The 15,495-nt window shown below is 40.5% G+C and carries 13 protein-coding genes and 1 pseudogene; 7 read left to right on the forward strand and 7 right to left on the reverse strand.

The features are described 5' to 3' along the window. Positions 1 to 108: 108 nt before the first annotated feature. Together MSMAS_RS14855 and MSMAS_RS14860 are read left to right on the forward strand one after the other, a co-directional pair. The gene (locus MSMAS_RS14855; protein WP_048040799.1) at positions 109 to 1,413 is read left to right on the forward strand and encodes a cation:proton antiporter; all 1,305 of its coding nucleotides are present in this window, start codon (positions 109 to 111) and stop codon (positions 1,411 to 1,413) included. A 42-nt stretch (positions 1,414 to 1,455) separates the two neighbouring features. Next, positions 1,456 to 2,550, forward strand: a complete 1,095-nt coding sequence (locus tag MSMAS_RS14860) for a mechanosensitive ion channel family protein (RefSeq protein ID WP_048045889.1) — start codon at positions 1,456 to 1,458, stop codon at positions 2,548 to 2,550. Positions 2,551 to 2,555: 5 nt separating this feature from the next. Here the strand turns inward: MSMAS_RS14860 and MSMAS_RS14865 are convergent, their stop codons facing one another. Continuing rightward, positions 2,556 to 3,179, reverse strand: coding sequence for an HdeD family acid-resistance protein (locus MSMAS_RS14865; RefSeq protein WP_011033822.1), 624 nt, complete (start codon positions 3,177 to 3,179; stop codon positions 2,556 to 2,558). 240 nt (positions 3,180 to 3,419) lie between these two features. On the opposite strand from MSMAS_RS14865, the gene MSMAS_RS14870 reads away from it, so the two are divergent. Beyond that, complete coding sequence (locus MSMAS_RS14870) at positions 3,420 to 5,048, forward strand: IS1634-like element ISMma4 family transposase (RefSeq protein WP_011032876.1); 1,629 nt, start codon at positions 3,420 to 3,422, stop codon at positions 5,046 to 5,048. Between the two features lie 223 nt (positions 5,049 to 5,271). Here the strand turns inward: MSMAS_RS14870 and MSMAS_RS14875 are convergent, their stop codons facing one another. Together MSMAS_RS14875 and MSMAS_RS14880 are read right to left on the reverse strand one after the other, a co-directional pair. Next, the gene (locus MSMAS_RS14875; RefSeq protein WP_011033821.1) at positions 5,272 to 5,943 is read right to left on the reverse strand and encodes a hypothetical protein; all 672 of its coding nucleotides are present in this window, start codon (positions 5,941 to 5,943) and stop codon (positions 5,272 to 5,274) included. Further along, positions 5,940 to 6,827 carry an HAD family hydrolase gene (locus MSMAS_RS14880; protein ID WP_011033820.1) on the reverse strand — a complete coding sequence of 296 codons (888 nt, stop codon included), beginning with the start codon at positions 6,825 to 6,827 and terminating at the stop codon, positions 5,940 to 5,942. The genes MSMAS_RS14875 and MSMAS_RS14880 overlap by 4 nt, the downstream gene beginning before the upstream one ends. A 643-nt stretch (positions 6,828 to 7,470) precedes the next feature. Between MSMAS_RS14880 and lysA the strand changes: the two genes are divergently transcribed. Next, a complete protein-coding gene (gene lysA / locus MSMAS_RS14885) occupies positions 7,471 to 8,733 on the forward strand; it encodes a diaminopimelate decarboxylase (protein WP_011033819.1) in 1,263 nt (420 codons plus the stop codon). A 330-nt stretch (positions 8,734 to 9,063) separates the two neighbouring features. Beyond that, on the forward strand, positions 9,064 to 9,528 hold the full coding sequence (gene tnpA, locus MSMAS_RS14890; protein ID WP_011032309.1) for an IS200/IS605-like element ISMma21 family transposase: 465 nt from the start codon (positions 9,064 to 9,066) through the stop codon (positions 9,526 to 9,528). A 221-nt stretch (positions 9,529 to 9,749) separates the two neighbouring features. On the opposite strand, the gene MSMAS_RS14895 is transcribed toward tnpA, so the two are convergent. Next, positions 9,750 to 10,304, reverse strand: coding sequence for a ferredoxin domain-containing protein (locus tag MSMAS_RS14895; protein WP_011033818.1), 555 nt, complete (start codon positions 10,302 to 10,304; stop codon positions 9,750 to 9,752). Positions 10,305 to 10,462: 158 nt separating this feature from the next. Between MSMAS_RS14895 and MSMAS_RS14900 the strand changes: the two are divergent. Beyond that, positions 10,463 to 11,897, forward strand: a pseudogene (locus MSMAS_RS14900) (IS66-like element ISMma13 family transposase). A gap of 187 nt (positions 11,898 to 12,084) precedes the next feature. Continuing rightward, the gene (locus MSMAS_RS14905) at positions 12,085 to 12,423 is read left to right on the forward strand and encodes a winged helix-turn-helix domain-containing protein (protein WP_011033817.1); all 339 of its coding nucleotides are present in this window, start codon (positions 12,085 to 12,087) and stop codon (positions 12,421 to 12,423) included. 165 nt (positions 12,424 to 12,588) lie between these two features. Here MSMAS_RS14905 and pscS read toward each other — a convergent pair whose 3' ends face one another. The 3 genes from pscS to MSMAS_RS14920 form a co-directional block, all read right to left on the reverse strand. Continuing rightward, on the reverse strand, positions 12,589 to 13,749 hold the full coding sequence (pscS, locus tag MSMAS_RS14910; RefSeq protein ID WP_048037348.1) for an O-phospho-L-seryl-tRNA:Cys-tRNA synthase: 1,161 nt from the start codon (positions 13,747 to 13,749) through the stop codon (positions 12,589 to 12,591). Between the two features lie 304 nt (positions 13,750 to 14,053). Next, positions 14,054 to 14,332, reverse strand: a complete 279-nt coding sequence (locus tag MSMAS_RS14915; RefSeq protein WP_011033815.1) for a DNA-directed RNA polymerase subunit L — start codon at positions 14,330 to 14,332, stop codon at positions 14,054 to 14,056. Between the two features lie 155 nt (positions 14,333 to 14,487). Continuing rightward, positions 14,488 to 15,438, reverse strand: coding sequence for an exosome complex RNA-binding protein Csl4 (locus MSMAS_RS14920; protein WP_011033814.1), 951 nt, complete (start codon positions 15,436 to 15,438; stop codon positions 14,488 to 14,490). Positions 15,439 to 15,495: the final 57 nt, after the last annotated feature.

Here is a 15,495-nt window from a genome sequence, read left to right on the forward strand (position 1 = left end):
TGCATGGAATTGCATGATATAAAGGGCAAATATAAGGGGGTTGTGTACCAGCCTTCCGGTAATTCTACGTAACATCTGGTAGATTTCCACAGGAAACAGGTGAGACCAATGGCAAGCGAACTTACAACGTTTGTCCTGATATTCGGAACACTATTGTTTGTTTTCGGTCTGTTTTCCAGGAAGATTGAAGGGACAGTTGTTACTATCCAGATGATATTTCTGGCAGCTGGAATACTTCTCAGTCCAATAGGACTTAATTTGATATCTCTCTCCCCGAGAAGTGGACTCGTTCTGGGAGTAATCAAAGTTGCACTGGTACTCACCTTTTTTTCCGATGCATCGCTTATAGGGCTACACTCGCTGTTTCTGAAAGAGCGACTTTCTGTAAGGTTGCTCTTTCTTGGGCTTTCACTTACGATCTGCCTTGGAACAGTGTTTGCAGCTCTTCTTTTTGCAGATATTACCTTTATAGACGCAATACTGCTCGGGATAATACTTGCACCTACGGATGCCTCACTTGCCCAGAAGGTAGTTGAAGAACGCCAGGTTCCGACCCTTATCCGAAATGGCCTGATCATAGAGAGCGGACTTAATGATGGGGCTGTCATGCCATTATTCATTTTTGTCGTTGCTCTTGAAGCAGTTGAAAAACTGAACAGACCCCTGGGAACATTTCTTGCTATTGCCCTTGAACAGATAGGATTTGGGATATTTGTCGGCATAATCATCGGCCTTGTGGGAGGATGGTTATTCAGCAGAGCCTTTAAGGCTGGGTCGATGTCAGAGGTCTACTATAGAACTGAGTTTGTAGCATTGGCCCTGATCTCCTGGCTTGTAGCAGATGGGGTAGGAGGAAATGGATTCATTGCAGCCTTCATTGCAGGACTTGCCACCAGGATAGAGGACAGGCAAGTAACTGAGGAGGAAGTGATCCTTCTTCCTAGAGCCGAAGGGAACGTACTGAACCTTGCAGTCTTATTTATCCTGGGTGTCATGTCGGCAGAGTATCTTCCCCTCGTTGACCTGAAGATATTTGCATATGCAGTTCTCAGCCTTACAGTAGTCCGAATGGTCCCTGTGACTATCTCGCTTATTGGAAGTCATTTAAACATTAAGACCGGCCTTTTCATGGGCTGGTTTGGTCCCAGGGGTCTTGCCTCCATTGTCCTTATGCTTATAACAGTCGAAAGGATTGAAGGAATAAGAGTATCAGGAACTATAGGTTTGGCTGTGATAACAACAGTGATTATCAGTGTCTTTGCCCACGGGATCACTGCTGGCCCGGTAAGCAACTGGTACGCCCGGATAATAGCAACGCTCCCTCCTGATGCTCCGGAAAAGGAAAGTGTGGAGGAACTAACGGCACTTCAGGGAATTGAAACTACTGAGAATATCCATAAAGAGCCTTATTGAAGAAGTCAGAAGGATATTTAAAAAGAAGAGAGGAAACATCTGGTGATAACCACAGATACCCTGATAACAATTGGCAACATCCTCATAAGGATTGTCGCAATTATTGTACTCATAATAAGTGCAATAATTGTAAGCAGGCTGATAATGAAGCGCCTGTTCTGGCCCAGGATCAAAAAGACCAGAACAGAGCTAGATGACAGAATCTTTCATCTGTTTGAGAGTTTCCTGTTAATAATTATCATCCTTTTTGGCATACAGGCGATGATCCGACTTTTAGAGGAATATCTTGGAATTTATGCAGAATTCACGGATGACATTTTCTTTCTGGTATACTGGATCACTGGGGTTTATATCAGCTTCCGCATAATATCGATAGTTTCAAACTGGTACCTTTCCAGGGTGCCCCTCAGAGATCGCGAAACTATTGACAAACGTTTAATCTACTCCATACGAAATATCCTTATGTTTACAGTATCTTTTCTTGCTTTCCTTGTACTTCTCGATTATTTCGAGATTACCGGAGCCGCGTTGACCGCAATGCTTGCTGCGCTGGGAATAGGAGGGATTATTGTAGGTCTGGCTGCCCAGAACACTCTTAGCAATATCATCACTGGGATAGTACTTCTTATCGACCGCCCTTTCAGGATAGGAGACCGAATCCATATTGAGAAACTTGACACATGGGGAGATGTGATCGAGATAGGATGGCGATCAACTCGCATCATGACTATGGACAACCGGCTCGTGGCAATCCCGAATTCCATTATCGGTACAGAACTCGTCATAAATTATTCAACGCCAGAAAAGATGTTTCGCATTGAGACTGATGTAATAGTATCCTATGGACCGGACGCAGAGTATGTAAGAGGCCTTATCGTGGATGCCCTGAAAAGTGAGAAATGGGTCATGCAGGAAAGACCTGTGCAGGCTCTACTTTTCGAATTTACAGAGTCCGGGATAAAGTTCAGGGTCAGGTGCTGGATAGAGGACTATGTGGAAAAGCGAATCTCTGAGGACAGGCTCAATACTGCCGTCTATAAAGCCCTTATTGACAAAAAGATTGCCATGCCATCCTCGTATCTGGTCTTCTACTTCGCCAATCCTGAAGATAACAGGATGGTTTACACGAAGGAGTGAGTATATCACTCGTTTCCGGGTATCAGGTCAGACCCGGCATCGATGTTATCAATTTCCTGTTGTCGAATATCCTGCTCCCGAAGCTGCTTTCGAAGCTTCATGGCATCATTGAAAAGGGCAATACCACCAAAAAGGGCCCACAGTCCTGCCACCAGATACAATCTAAAATCATACTTCGCACGTATATACATCAGCAACAAGCCAAGAACTATCTCGAAGAAGCCTAAGGATATGTTGCTCTTTGGCTTTTGAAGAGATTCTTTCTCTTCCATTGTAAAGCCGCCCATCACACGTAAAAGACCGGTCATCAGGATCACAGAACCCAGTATAAACATGCCCAATGCTCTGGGAAATGGCCAACCGATCAATACGAGAGAACCTGTAAGGATACCGACGATGCCAGCTAAGATAGGAATTATTCTTTTTTCTTCACGGCGGATTCCCCAGCGCAGGATGATAATGCCGTTAACTAGCCAGAATATTCCCATAAAATTTACCAGTATTGGTACCTGTTCTCCAGGCAGGAAAATAAATATAACTGCAAAACCCAGAGTAAGTGCGAGACCTGCTCTTATAAGTGTGATCCAGTAGAGAAGCTGGATTTTCTTCTTTAGTGGTATTTCAGGCATTATACCCCATCCCGTTTCTTCATGTATCTAATATCCTTCATGCCATAGTCTACATGGAAGCAGGAACCAAAAAACTAAAGATATGTCTATGCTGGAGATATCACAAAGTTAAAACCAGACCCCCATATTTTGTCTGCATCTTAAGATTTAGGCTTTTCGACGCAATGTTACTAACCTGCTTTCGGCAGGTAAACCTATAAATTAATATCATTAATTTTATATCTCTCTCTTGGTAATCCCATGGCAGAGAAAAACAGCAGTAGAAGAGTCGAATCCTCCTTAAAACGTACAAGGTTCTTAGGTCACCTCGGTCTTATGGCTGGAGTTTTCCGAGAACTTGAAGTTGACAAACTGATCGATGAGAAACTTCCTAAAGAACGGAATCATAATGTTCCTCACTCAGTCTGCATCCTTGCCATGGTACTCAATGGCCTTGGTTTTATAGGGCAACGTCTGTACCTGTTTCCTGATTTTTTCAAAAACGTTTCTACTGAAAGGCTCTTTGGAGACGGTATAATAAAAGAAGACCTGAATCAATATGCTATCGGAGAGACTCTTGACAGAATCGTAAAATATGGCCCTACAAAACTGTTTACGGAAATTGCTCTTCACATTATGGCTCGTCTACCTATTCCTGTCCACTGTTTACACGCTGACACTACAAGTGTCAGCGTTTTTGGTGATTATGACGACGAAGAAACTGAGTCTATTGATATTACTTTTGGAATTCCTAAAAACGGACGATGGGATCTCAAACAATTTGTGTTGAGCTTGATTGTTAATCAACATGGGATACCTCTTTTCATGAATACACATTCAGGAAATGCTTCAGACAAAAACACAATTCTGGAAGCAATAACGTCTCTCAAATCAGTTTTAAGACCTGAAAGCAAAGTTTACTATGTCGCTGATAGTTCCTTTTATACAGACAATAATATCCAGAACATAGGGACGTCTTTCTGGATAAGTCGTGTTCCTGCAACAATTACCGAGGCAAAGGAACTGCTAGCTGCAAATCTGAACCTGCAAAAGCTAAAAAGTGATGAGAGGTACTCATTCTATCAAACCTTTGTGGAATATGGCGGAATCAAACAAAAGTGGGTTTTGTTGCTTTCTCACAAGATGAAAGAGAAGAAAGAGGGAACTTTCAGGACGAAGCTTGACAAAGAGGTAGAAAAAGCAGAGAAGTCTTTTAAAAAGCTGAAAGTAGAGGACTTCTTCTGCGAAGAGGATGCATTAAAAGCCGCAGAGAAATGGATTCAAGATTTTCCTTCTGTTTCATTTGAAAAGGTAGATGTGAAATCCATTAAAAAACGTGAATCGGGTAAAAAAGGCAGACCTTCAAAAGATGAAGAATTAAAGACTTATTTCAGGATTGATGGCATCATAAAGGTTAATGATGCTTTTGTTTTGAAAGAAATGGAGAAAATGGGACTTTTCATTCTTGCAAGTAATGATATCAGTCTTTCTCCTGAAGAGATGCTGAAGTATTACAAAGGACAGGACAATGTAGAAAAAGGATTCAGATTCTTGAAAAGTGATACATTTAGCATATCGAAAGTCTACCTCAAGAAGAAAGGAAGAATTGAAGCATTAACCATGATAATGGTTCTATGCTTAATGATTTATTCTATTGCAGAATGGAAACTGAGAATTAAATTAGAAACAGAAAATGAAACGGTGCCAGATCAAAAAGGGAAACCAACAAAAAGACCTACAATGAGATGGATATTTTTCAAGTTCCAAGGAATTACAGAACTTATTTCTCAGAAAAAAGGAAAAATGAAGTCAGAAATATTGAATATGGAGGAGATTCACTGGAAGATATTGAGTCTAATGGGAGAGAAATATGAAAATATATATCTCTAATTACGTTAACCTGCCGAATGTAGGTTACTAATGCCAGATCGCGGATTTATGAAAACCAGCTCTTTATTAATTAGGACTTACATGGTTGAACCGAATGATTAACGGTGTTAAGCCCTCAATTGTCTAAAAAATATGCCTGATAGTGATGTATATTGATCGTGATTTTTAACCTCAAGTGCGTAAGTCCTAATTGGTGATTATATTCTAGTAATGCTTCTTATTTTTACCCATGTTTTCGGTTCATTTGAGATAAGTTCCATTCTTTCAAAACTTTACGTGCCGTACCATAATTACCAAGATGGTATACTGCAATACCTACTGGTGAAGATTTTAGGGGAGTAAATGGCTCATTAGAAATTTTTTCAAGTGATTCAATGGTATTAACACCAACAGTTACATGGGGAACGAAGTTTTTACCACTATGATCTGGGATATAATTCTCTACGTACTCCAATGTTGCTTCATTAATGTTTGGATCTTCTTCAGGAGCCACGTAATAAGCCGTGGATGTGCCATTCTTTTCTATATAGGGGTTAAGGGCATCTATTAATTTAGATTGGAAGTTTAAGAGATCTTTTGTCGGAGAAATAACAATTGCAGCTAGACCTAATGAACCTTCTGAGGCTATGCATTCTATTTTTACGGCAGTTAATTGTAATGATGCAACATTTTCAGAGGAAATCACATTTTTGACTGCATCAAATACTTTCTCCAAGTCTGTTGTTCGTACGTAGCGTTGTAAAATAGTGATATGAGGGACATGAGATTCATCCAGTTTAAATCCTTTTGAAAATTCATATCTTAGTCTCTCATTAACTTCAAAAGCTTTTTTAATCAGGATTTCGTCTGGATTGAGAAGCACATCTATGGCAGTTAACTCTGGCTTGTCAGTCATTTAAAAATCTCCTTCCAGTCATTTTTCATGCTTACAATTGTAAAATTTTTTTCTTTAGCAATTGCTAATATCTTCTCTGATCCATTTTCATAGGCGTATTCCCGTTTATCATCATCGTGGTTTATAAATAATCTGAATTTAGCAGATTCTAGCATTTCAATATCTACGTCACCATTACCAACAGCAAAAACTGGTAATCGTCCAGTTCGAGCAAAGATATGCTCAACTTTTCCAGGACCTAGGGCAATTCCTCTAAGAACAGTACCCCTCTTTAAAGTACCATTATTGTATTCATACTCAGCAGCTGAGCCTATTACATTCTCTTTGAATATTCCCCATGCTTCCTCACAGATTACACGCATGAAATCACGACCCCCTCCAGAGCATATGAAAACACGGTATTTGTAATCCTTTAACAAGTCAAAAAGTTCTAGCATAGGTTTGTAAATTAGTTCGGTGAAATTAGATTCGAATTTCTCAGGTTTTACTGTAGCAAAAAATTCCTTCACTTCCGATTCAAATTCATCTGGAGTTTTTCCTGCCCATTCCCTTGCTAAAACATCTTCAAGGGCTATAATAGCTTCAGGTTTTTGTTCAATAACATTTTGGAAAAAAATCTTGTCTCTCTCTAGAATGGCTTTGTAAGGCTGCTTATCAGCCAAAAAGGGTTCATTTTGAACTCTTTTAGTAAAAGCTAAGAACAGGAAATTAAGTTGGACGGGTGCAGGTTTCTCGGCCCACAGAGTCCCATCATTATCGAAAGTTGCGATACGATCCTCAGGTTTAACGTAGTCCAAACCCTCTTCAACAGTGGAGTCCAAAAAATTAATAATGCTTTGTTTTACTGGCCCATCATTCCAACTTTTAAGTTTATCCCCATTCAAAATGAAACAGCCCCTCCAATTTTTATTATATTTTCAAATATCATTTTTATTAAAATCAAAATTTGATTAATTAATTTATTGAAACCTGAATTAAAACTTATTCTAAAGAAATATTGCTCTAAAGAAATATTGCCTTAATCACTTGAGTCATGAGCAGGACTATTAGAGGCAGAGTTTAAAAACTGCACCTGGAAGCTTCTGTACAGCTAAAAACCCGAGAAGAAGCAATAAGAAAGTTGATGTAATAAAGTTCAGTTCATTTAGCAGGATTTATGCAATTAAACTCAAACATTTTTTTTTGATTATATTTATTATAATTATTTAATAAATTATATTAATAGGACTTATAGAAAAATACTCTAGCCGCATAAGTCCTGCATGATAGAAAACACAATTAGGATGTGTGTAGAACTTTACTTCTGCTCATAACTTCATGAAACTTATAATTCATGAACCAGGTCAGTTATTGAAATTGGATACAGATTAAATCAGTAAAAATCAGATATGATTGTGAGTACCCATTTGGAACCATAATAAATCGTATCTGCGGGATAGAGGAAAAACTAATAAAGGAATAAAAGTTCAAATTGATACAGAATTGACATAGATTGATTAAGCAAAAATCAGGCAAAAGGTTACGATAATGGTTTCAAAGAACCTCCCTTTCACAAAAGAAGATATCCTTAAAATAATGGAAAAATATCCCACCCCGTTTCATATTTACGATGAGAAAGCCATAAGGGAAAACGCCAGAAGAATGAAATCCGCCTTTAAAGATATTCCGGGTTTCAAGGAGTTTTTTGCAGTAAAAGCCCTTCCCAATCCCTTCATTCTTAAGATCCTCAAAGAGGAAGGTTTCGGGGCAGACTGCAGTTCTCTGCCGGAACTCATACTTGCGGAAAAAGCGGGGATGACAGGCGATGACATCATGTTCAGTTCCAATGACACGCCGGCTGAAGAGTTTATAAAGGCAAAGGAGCTTGGCGGCTTTATCAACCTTGATGATATCAGCCACATCCCTTATCTGGAAAAATCCGCGGGGCTTCCTGAGATCGTTTGCTTCAGGTACAATCCCGGACCCCTGAAAGAAGGAAATGCAATCATTGGAAAGCCCGAGGAGGCAAAATACGGATTTACAAGGGAACAGATGTTTGAAGGGTACAGGATCCTAAGGGACAAAGGAGTAAAGCGCTTTGGGATGCACACAATGGTCGCCTCGAACGAGCTTAACTCTGATTACTTTGTGGAAACCGCAAGGATCCTTTTCGAACTTATAGTTGAGATTTCAAAGGAACTGGGAATTCAGTTCGAGTTCGTAAACCTCGGAGGAGGAATAGGCATCCCGTACAGGCCAGAGCAGGAGCCCGTCTCCCTTGAAGCCGTGGCAAAAGGTGTAAAAGAGGCTTATGATGCCACAATCACAGCTAACGGGCTCGCTCCTCTAAAAATATACCTCGAATGCGGCAGGGTCATTACGGGCCCCTACGGATATCTTATCTCTCAGGTCAGGCACTTAAAAAGCACATACAAAGACTACGTGGGCCTGGACTCCTGTATGGCAAACCTGATGCGTCCAGGGATGTACGGTGCCTACCACCATATTACGGTATTTGGAAAAGAAAAGAAAGCACCTGCCCATAAATATGATGTGACCGGCTCTCTCTGCGAAAACAATGACAAGTTTGCAATCGACAGGATGCTTCCCGAGGTGGAAATAGGAGACATCCTGGCAATCCACGATGCAGGCGCACACGGACATGCGATGGGCTTTAATTATAATGGAAAACTCCGCTCTGCCGAACTTCTGCTTAGAGAAGACGGAAGCGTTGTGCAGATCCGCAGGGCAGAGACCATCGAAGATTACTTTGCAACCCTCAATTTTGAGCAGTTGAAGAATTTCAGGTAAGCAGCTTTCAAAAAAATTATAGTAAAAAAGTAACTGGCGGATAAAATCCAATTTCTTGAAATCCGTCTTTTTCTTTTTTAGCTTTATTTATTCCTTATTTTTGCTCTCTTCTTATTTTTGCTCTCTTCTTATTTTTGCTCTCTTTTTATTACTAAGGGAGCGCAGAGGGTCACGAATACCCCATCCTTTAGGGTGGGGATGAAGTGAACCCTCGCCTCTTCGTTTTTCACTTTAAATATCTTAATCCTTGCTTTTTTTGTAAAATAAGCTTGTTTTTGGCACCATAGCCACCGATGGTGCCATCCATCTATGGCTAGGATGTGATATCAGTTGGAATTACACAGTTTTAGCCATGGCTATGGTCAGATTACCTACCACATCGTGTTGGTGCCTAAGTATCGATACAGTATATTCTACAATAAGCGAATTAAAAAAGATTGCGAGTTAATTTTCAGTAACATTTGCACTAAAAATGGCTACAAAATACATGCAATGGAAGTAGTAGACAATCATGTTCACTTGTTTCTGGAATTCCATCCAAGTAATTCTCTGTCAGAGGTAATTCAATATTTGAAAGGAGGCAGTTCTTACAGACTGTTCAAGCTCCATCCTGATCTTAAAAAACAGTATTGGGGTGGAAGTCTATGGTCAAATGGAAAGTTCTATCGATCCGTTGGAAACGTAACTGCTGATACAATTAAGCATTACATTAAAGAATCGCAAGGAAAACCGAGTGAAGAGTCTCAATTGTATAGATTCATGAGATCCGAGCAAAGAAAACTTGATGATTTCTAACTACCAAAACAACCGGGCGGGCGGCCCGAAGCATACCCCATCCTTTAGGGTGGGGTGGCCGCCCGCAATTTGATTTTTGCTCTCTTTTTATTTTTGCTCTCTTCTTATTTTTGCTCTCTTCTTATTTTTACTCTCTTCTTATTTTTACTCATTGTTGGATTTATTATTCAAACGGTTTTTTAGCACATAGTGAGAACCCAATTTATGTTTTTAACTTTAATTCAGGATTTTCTCGTTGATTCCCTGTCAAAGAAGATGTTTTTCCCTTTAACACTGAGAGGAAGTCCCATTGCAACATCCGCATCAATCATTTTAAAGTAACAGGCAGCAGCCCCTGCAGAATAAAGGACGCGGTTGTCGATGCAGAGATCTTTTGCCTTTGCAGCAGCAGAGCCCACAGCAATTCCGAGGTCAACGTGCTTGATCATGCACTGGGGTCCGAAGAACTCTTTCTGCACCTTTTCCTGTTCAAGCATCTCTTTACAGGTATCAAACCCGCAGGCTCCGCAGTCAAGACCGGCTGCTCCCGAGGCTTTCAGGCCAATAAGGACGATTGCATCGGCATCCCTTACGTTCTTTGCATCCCTGATGAGGAACTTAAAGTCTTTAATCCCGCTCAGCTCTTCCATCCGGTCAGCAAGTTCGGATTTTTCCTCCTGAGAAAAGAGGCAGGTTACGATGTCATCAATTCCTTTGCCTTTCGGGGCTGTACGGGCTGCAGTCAGTATAATTTTCGCAAGCATTTCGATAGATTCGAGTTCAGGGTTAAGTTTCATGTAAGAAAAAAACCCCTGCCTGTTTATAAATTAAGTGCTGAAACTCTGGACAATAAAATAAAAAAGGTAACTATTCAGGCAGCCTTTTAAAGGCTACAATTTTTCCTCTTTTCGAGGAAAAATTGGATATAAATTGAATCCTATTTTGTTTCGTTATCATGCTTACACGTGAAGAGATTCTTGCTTTGTGTGCTTCAAACCCTGAAGTCATTGCTTACATTGTGAGTCTTGAAACTCAAATTAAAGAACTTACTGAAAGGTTGATAGCCTTAGAATCTCGTTTAAACCAAAACAGTCGTAACAGCAGTCGCCCTCCTTTCTACTGATTTTTTTGTCAAGGAGAAACCTAATCCCAAGAGTCTCCGTAAAAAGAGCGGAAAGAAACCTGGAGGTCAAGATGGTCATCCTGGAACAACTCTTGAAATGGTTGATGATCCTGAGTAGGTAATAGAACATTCTTTGAGTTGCTGCAAAGAATGTGGCCATACTCTTGAGAATGTTGAAGTTGAAGCCTATGAGAAAAGACAGGTCTTTGATATTCCTCCTGTAAACCTGATTGTTACAGAACACAAAAGCCAGATTAAGACCTGTCCTCACTGTGGAAGAATAAATAAAGCTGTTTTTCCTGAATCAGTAAAATATCCAGTTCAGTATGGTCCAAATATTTTAGCTTCAGCTATTTACTGTAAAAATCACCATTTTATCCCCTATGAAAGAATTTCTGAGTTTTTTGAGGATATTATGGGAATAAAAATCTGTCCTGCTACGATAATTAGAGCAGAAAAAGAATGTTTCCAGAATTTAGAGTGTTTTGAAAACATTATTCGAGAGAAATTAATGACTTCTTATGTTGTCCATTTTGATGAAACTGGTATGAAAATCGAAGGAAAAAGACACTGGCTTCATGTAGCTTCTAATGACAAATACACCTGTTATTTACCTCACTCAAAAAGAGGAGCAGAAGCAATAGACGCTATGGGAATTCTTCCGGAGTTTAAGGGAGTAGCAGTTCACGACGGATGGAAACCTTACAACGTTTATGACTGTGATCATGCTCTCTGTAATGCTCATTTACAGAGAGAACTTACTGGAATTGAAGAGAACTATAAACAGCAGTGGGCTAAAGAAATGAATAAATTACTCACTGAGATGAAAAAGTATACTGATGAATGTAAGGAGCAAGTCAAAGAACTGGACTTTGAGCAAATTAAAGCATTGGAAGAAAGGTTTGATGCTATAATCATGAAAGGGATTGAGGAAAATCCACAATCTCTAAATCCTGAAAAACAAGGAAAACGTGGAAAGAATCCAAAGACAAAAGCAAGGAATCTGTTGGATAGGTTTATAGAACACAAAGAAAAGATCCTGAGATTCCTGAAAGATTTGAAAGTTCCGTTTGAGAATAATCAGGCAGAAAGAGATATCAGGATGATGAAACTACAGCAAAAGATATCAGGAACTTTCAGAACAACACAAGGAGCGCAAGCTTTCTGCAGAATGAGAGCTTACATCTCTACAATTAGAAAGAACGGATTACTTGTTTTGGAGGGTATTATAGCGGCGCTCAAGGGAGCGCCGTTAACTATAACCTGAATAGTTACTAAAAAAGTTCTGCGAAGCAATAGAACCTTTACATAAGAGCTGAATAAGAGGTCATCTGAAAGAGTAAATGATATATAAAGATAACGATATTTATTTATAGTAGTAGTCTAAAAAATAGAGAGATAGATATCGTAATACAAACTTGTTCCAGAAAATGCTCTTGAAAAGGTGACCGAAAATGGATTCAGATGAAAGTGAAAGAATAAAAAAAGAATGGCTCGAGAGGATGAAACGTGAAGGAAAGCTGACGCGAAACCCCACGGAAGACCATAAGTTCGGACTCAAGGTTCTTCAGAACACCACAAGAAGAGAGATCCTTATTTCGCTTGGAAGTGAGAGAAAATCCTTTGAGGAAATAAAAGAAAAATTTAACCTGAACGACTCCATGGCAAATTTCCACCTTAATATGCTGGAAGATGCACTTTATATCGAAAAAGTGGAAGAAGAAGGCAAGACATTCTATATCCCAACCCCTCGCGGAGAAGGTTATGTTGAGAATGTGGAAATGAAGAAGTAAGATGACCGGTGATGCAGTAAAAAGCAGCCTGAGCCAAAAAATATAGAAGCCCCGGAATTTAAAATTCAACTGAGAAATAACCGGGAATCAAAAAATAATTTACTGAAAGAAGGAGGCAATCCTTCATAATTACTGAAAGAGGAAGGAAAACCTCCATAAAAGACATTAAATATTTTCGTATTTCTTCAGGATATCCTCAAAGGCATCTGCAACAGTACCGAGTTTTTCCTTTCCGAGCCCGAAGGTGCTGAGTTTGAAATATTTTGTAAGCCCGGACTTGATGCCGTGAATATTGCGTTCTTTTAGCTCCCTGTAAAGGAAATACCTGCCGTTTTTGACTTTCTGGGAAATCTCGTAGAAACCCGGAGCTTCAAAGAACATAAGGTCGTGAGAATGCGGTTTCTGCCCGCGCTGGATAAAGCCCATGCCTTCAAGCCTTGAAGAGAACCAGCGGGCATTTTCAACTTCCTGGTCCCAGTTACGGGTTCGTTTTACAACCTCAGGGAAGGAAGCCATCAGAGTCATAACTGTTGCTCCGCGGGCAGTGCAGCCAAGAAGTTCAATTTCCTTTACCTTGTTGTGTACGGATTTCCTGAATACGACAGGAGCATATTCTTCACTTACGCCCAGCACTCCAACGGGACCTGAAGCTGCCATGGACTTATGCCCGCTGCCTACAATAAAGTCAGCTCCGATTTCCTTTGCAGATACAGGCATTCTTCCTACGGAATATGCCCCGTTAAGAAGAAGAGGCACATCATATTCATGGCAGACCGACGCAATCTTTGCAGCATCCGGGATGTTACCGTAACTTCCGTCAGGGTAAGTAACAAGTGCCAGAACCGGAGGCTTCCCGTTTTCTTTCGTAACTTCTTCAATCGCCTTTCCGTATCCTTCCGGGTCAAGATGATACTCCGGGCTGCCTGCATGGGGCACTACCTCGATATTCAGTCCGGCTCTTTCGGCTGCAACATAAGAAGAATAATGGGCAAGCCCGTCAAGTACAACCCAGTCTCCGGGTTTTCCCATGGAATGCATGACAGCAAATTTGGATTCCCTTGCCCCGTTTGTAACCCGTGCTTCATCGCAGCCCAGAAACTCCGGAAGGGCTTTGTGTACGAAATCATGGATAGGAGGCTTTTTGACGAGGTCGAGAACTCCACCACAGAAGTCACAGACAGAATAACCGTCTCCCCATTCAACAAGTGCCTGTTTAGCAGCCCCGGTCAAAAGCCCTCCTGTCTGAAGAGGGTCGATGTTTATGCTGCCGAGGGTCTCTCTCTTTATGAAACCAAACTTCTGTAAGGATGAGTCATCAAGTGTCATTTATTATACCTCATGTAAGAACTGTAATTCCTATTTAAAGCATGATTTTAACCTGAAATTTAGGATTACTCACTGAATAGCCCGATGTTAATTATAAATCAAATTGCTTAAGGCTCTGCGGTTCAATGATATGCAGAGAACTCATAAAAAAGTATTCCAGAAATAGTATAAACAATTCTAAAAAGACATCCCACCGTATAAAGTGGACGAATGATCTTTGAGTGATCTTTATTTCTCTAATGTTTCCTGCTGAAAGAAAGAAATGGGCAAAACGCCTTAAAAAGACGTCCTGCGATCTTCAGTTTCAAGCATTTGCTGCTTTGCTGAAGACATCGATAAATTCGTCGCATTCAGAAACAATGATTGCTACCACGTCCTTTAAAACCAGAATAGGATCCGCACCATCGGTTTTAATATAAAGGACAGGGTCACTGATGCTCACATATTTCATATCGTAAAAAGCCGTTACAACCCTTTCATCTTTAATCAGGAGGTCCTTAAGAAGATTAAGAAGGGTATGAGTTTCGCCTCTAAGCTCGACTTCAAGCTCATTATTTGTTTTGTTAAGAATGTTCAGTTCCACTGGTGACCACCTGTAAATGGTGAATTTAACCGGTCATAATAAATATGCCGTAAAATCTTTAACCTGCCGTAAAATCTTTAACCTGCCGTAAAATCTTTAACCTGCCGTAAAATCTTTAACCTGCCGTAAATCCCTGAAGTAAGAGGAAGAGGAAATTACCTGATCCCTTTCCCATACTCAGTTGAGATCTTGCGGGTTTCAGTCATATTGCAGACCGGGCATTTAAGCTTTTTCCCTTCCAGCACAAGTTCTCCTTTGCAGTTTGAACAGTAAGCTTTTACAACTCCAAGAGAATCTTCAGCTGTAGTAAGGCGCATTCTTTCAACGTCAACTACCTTTGCTCTTACTATGTCAGAAGGCCTGAACTCATCTGCCAGCCTCTTCACATAGGAATCTCTCACACTGGAGACATGAATATCTCCGGTCCTTACACTAACGATTTCCCTGTTTTCTTTCCCTTCAATTCCTGCGACTTCCACCATTGCCCCGGACTCACGGACGTCAGATATCCGCCCGTACACGACATCTCCTACTTTGAGGATATTTGGAGTAATTGTGTTTGGCTTTACCGAGACCACTCTGGCTTTTCTGTCAATGAGCACATTACCCGTAGCAGTGGAATAGATGTCTCCTGCAATTACTGCAGTTCCATTGCCCGATTTGAACTCTTCTGTAGTTCCGACAAGTTCTCCAGGAAGTACAAAGCCTCCTTTTTCGAGATCTTCTTCAGATACAACGGCTTCTGCGGTAGGGGGCCTGAAACCCGGAGTTTCCTTTCTATCTCTGGGACCTTTCTTGGAATATGGGAATTTTCTCTTTTTATCAGGGCTGCCTTTGAACTGGTCCCTTGACTGGTCTCTGAATTGCCCTCTGGACTGGTCTCTGGGCTGAGACTTATACTGAGCTCGGGGCTGACCTTTAAACTGGTCTCTTGACTGCTCCCTGGGCTGGCTTTTAAATTGAGTCCTGGGCTGATCCTTTTGCTGACCCTTAAATTGATCCCTGCTTTCTTCATTTGAAGGAGCCGATTTCTCAGCTCCGTTCTTTCCTTCACCAGGACCTGTTAATTTTTTCCTGGTAGTCTTATTTTTTCGAATTCTAATCATGATCCCTCATTCGAATTATCGCTATTAATAATATAGATAATCGTTGTAACAATTTTT

The sequence above is a fragment of the Methanosarcina mazei S-6 genome, assembly GCF_000970205.1.
Lineage (GTDB): Archaea > Halobacteriota > Methanosarcinia > Methanosarcinales > Methanosarcinaceae > Methanosarcina > Methanosarcina mazei.

Coding starts and splice junctions, on each gene's coding strand:
- MSMAS_RS14865 (WP_011033822.1), bottom strand. CDS start 3,179: ATGCCTGAAATACCACTAAAGAAGAAAATCCAGCTTCTCTACTGGATC.
- MSMAS_RS14855 (WP_048040799.1), top strand. CDS start 109: ATGGCAAGCGAACTTACAACGTTTGTCCTGATATTCGGAACACTATTG.
- MSMAS_RS14895 (WP_011033818.1), bottom strand. CDS start 10,304: ATGAAACTTAACCCTGAACTCGAATCTATCGAAATGCTTGCGAAAATT.
- lysA (WP_011033819.1), top strand. CDS start 7,471: ATGGTTTCAAAGAACCTCCCTTTCACAAAAGAAGATATCCTTAAAATA.
- MSMAS_RS14905 (WP_011033817.1), top strand. CDS start 12,085: ATGGATTCAGATGAAAGTGAAAGAATAAAAAAAGAATGGCTCGAGAGG.
- MSMAS_RS14920 (WP_011033814.1), bottom strand. CDS start 15,438: ATGATTAGAATTCGAAAAAATAAGACTACCAGGAAAAAATTAACAGGT.
- MSMAS_RS14870 (WP_011032876.1), top strand. CDS start 3,420: ATGGCAGAGAAAAACAGCAGTAGAAGAGTCGAATCCTCCTTAAAACGT.
- MSMAS_RS14875 (WP_011033821.1), bottom strand. CDS start 5,943: ATGACTGACAAGCCAGAGTTAACTGCCATAGATGTGCTTCTCAATCCA.
- pscS (WP_048037348.1), bottom strand. CDS start 13,749: ATGACACTTGATGACTCATCCTTACAGAAGTTTGGTTTCATAAAGAGA.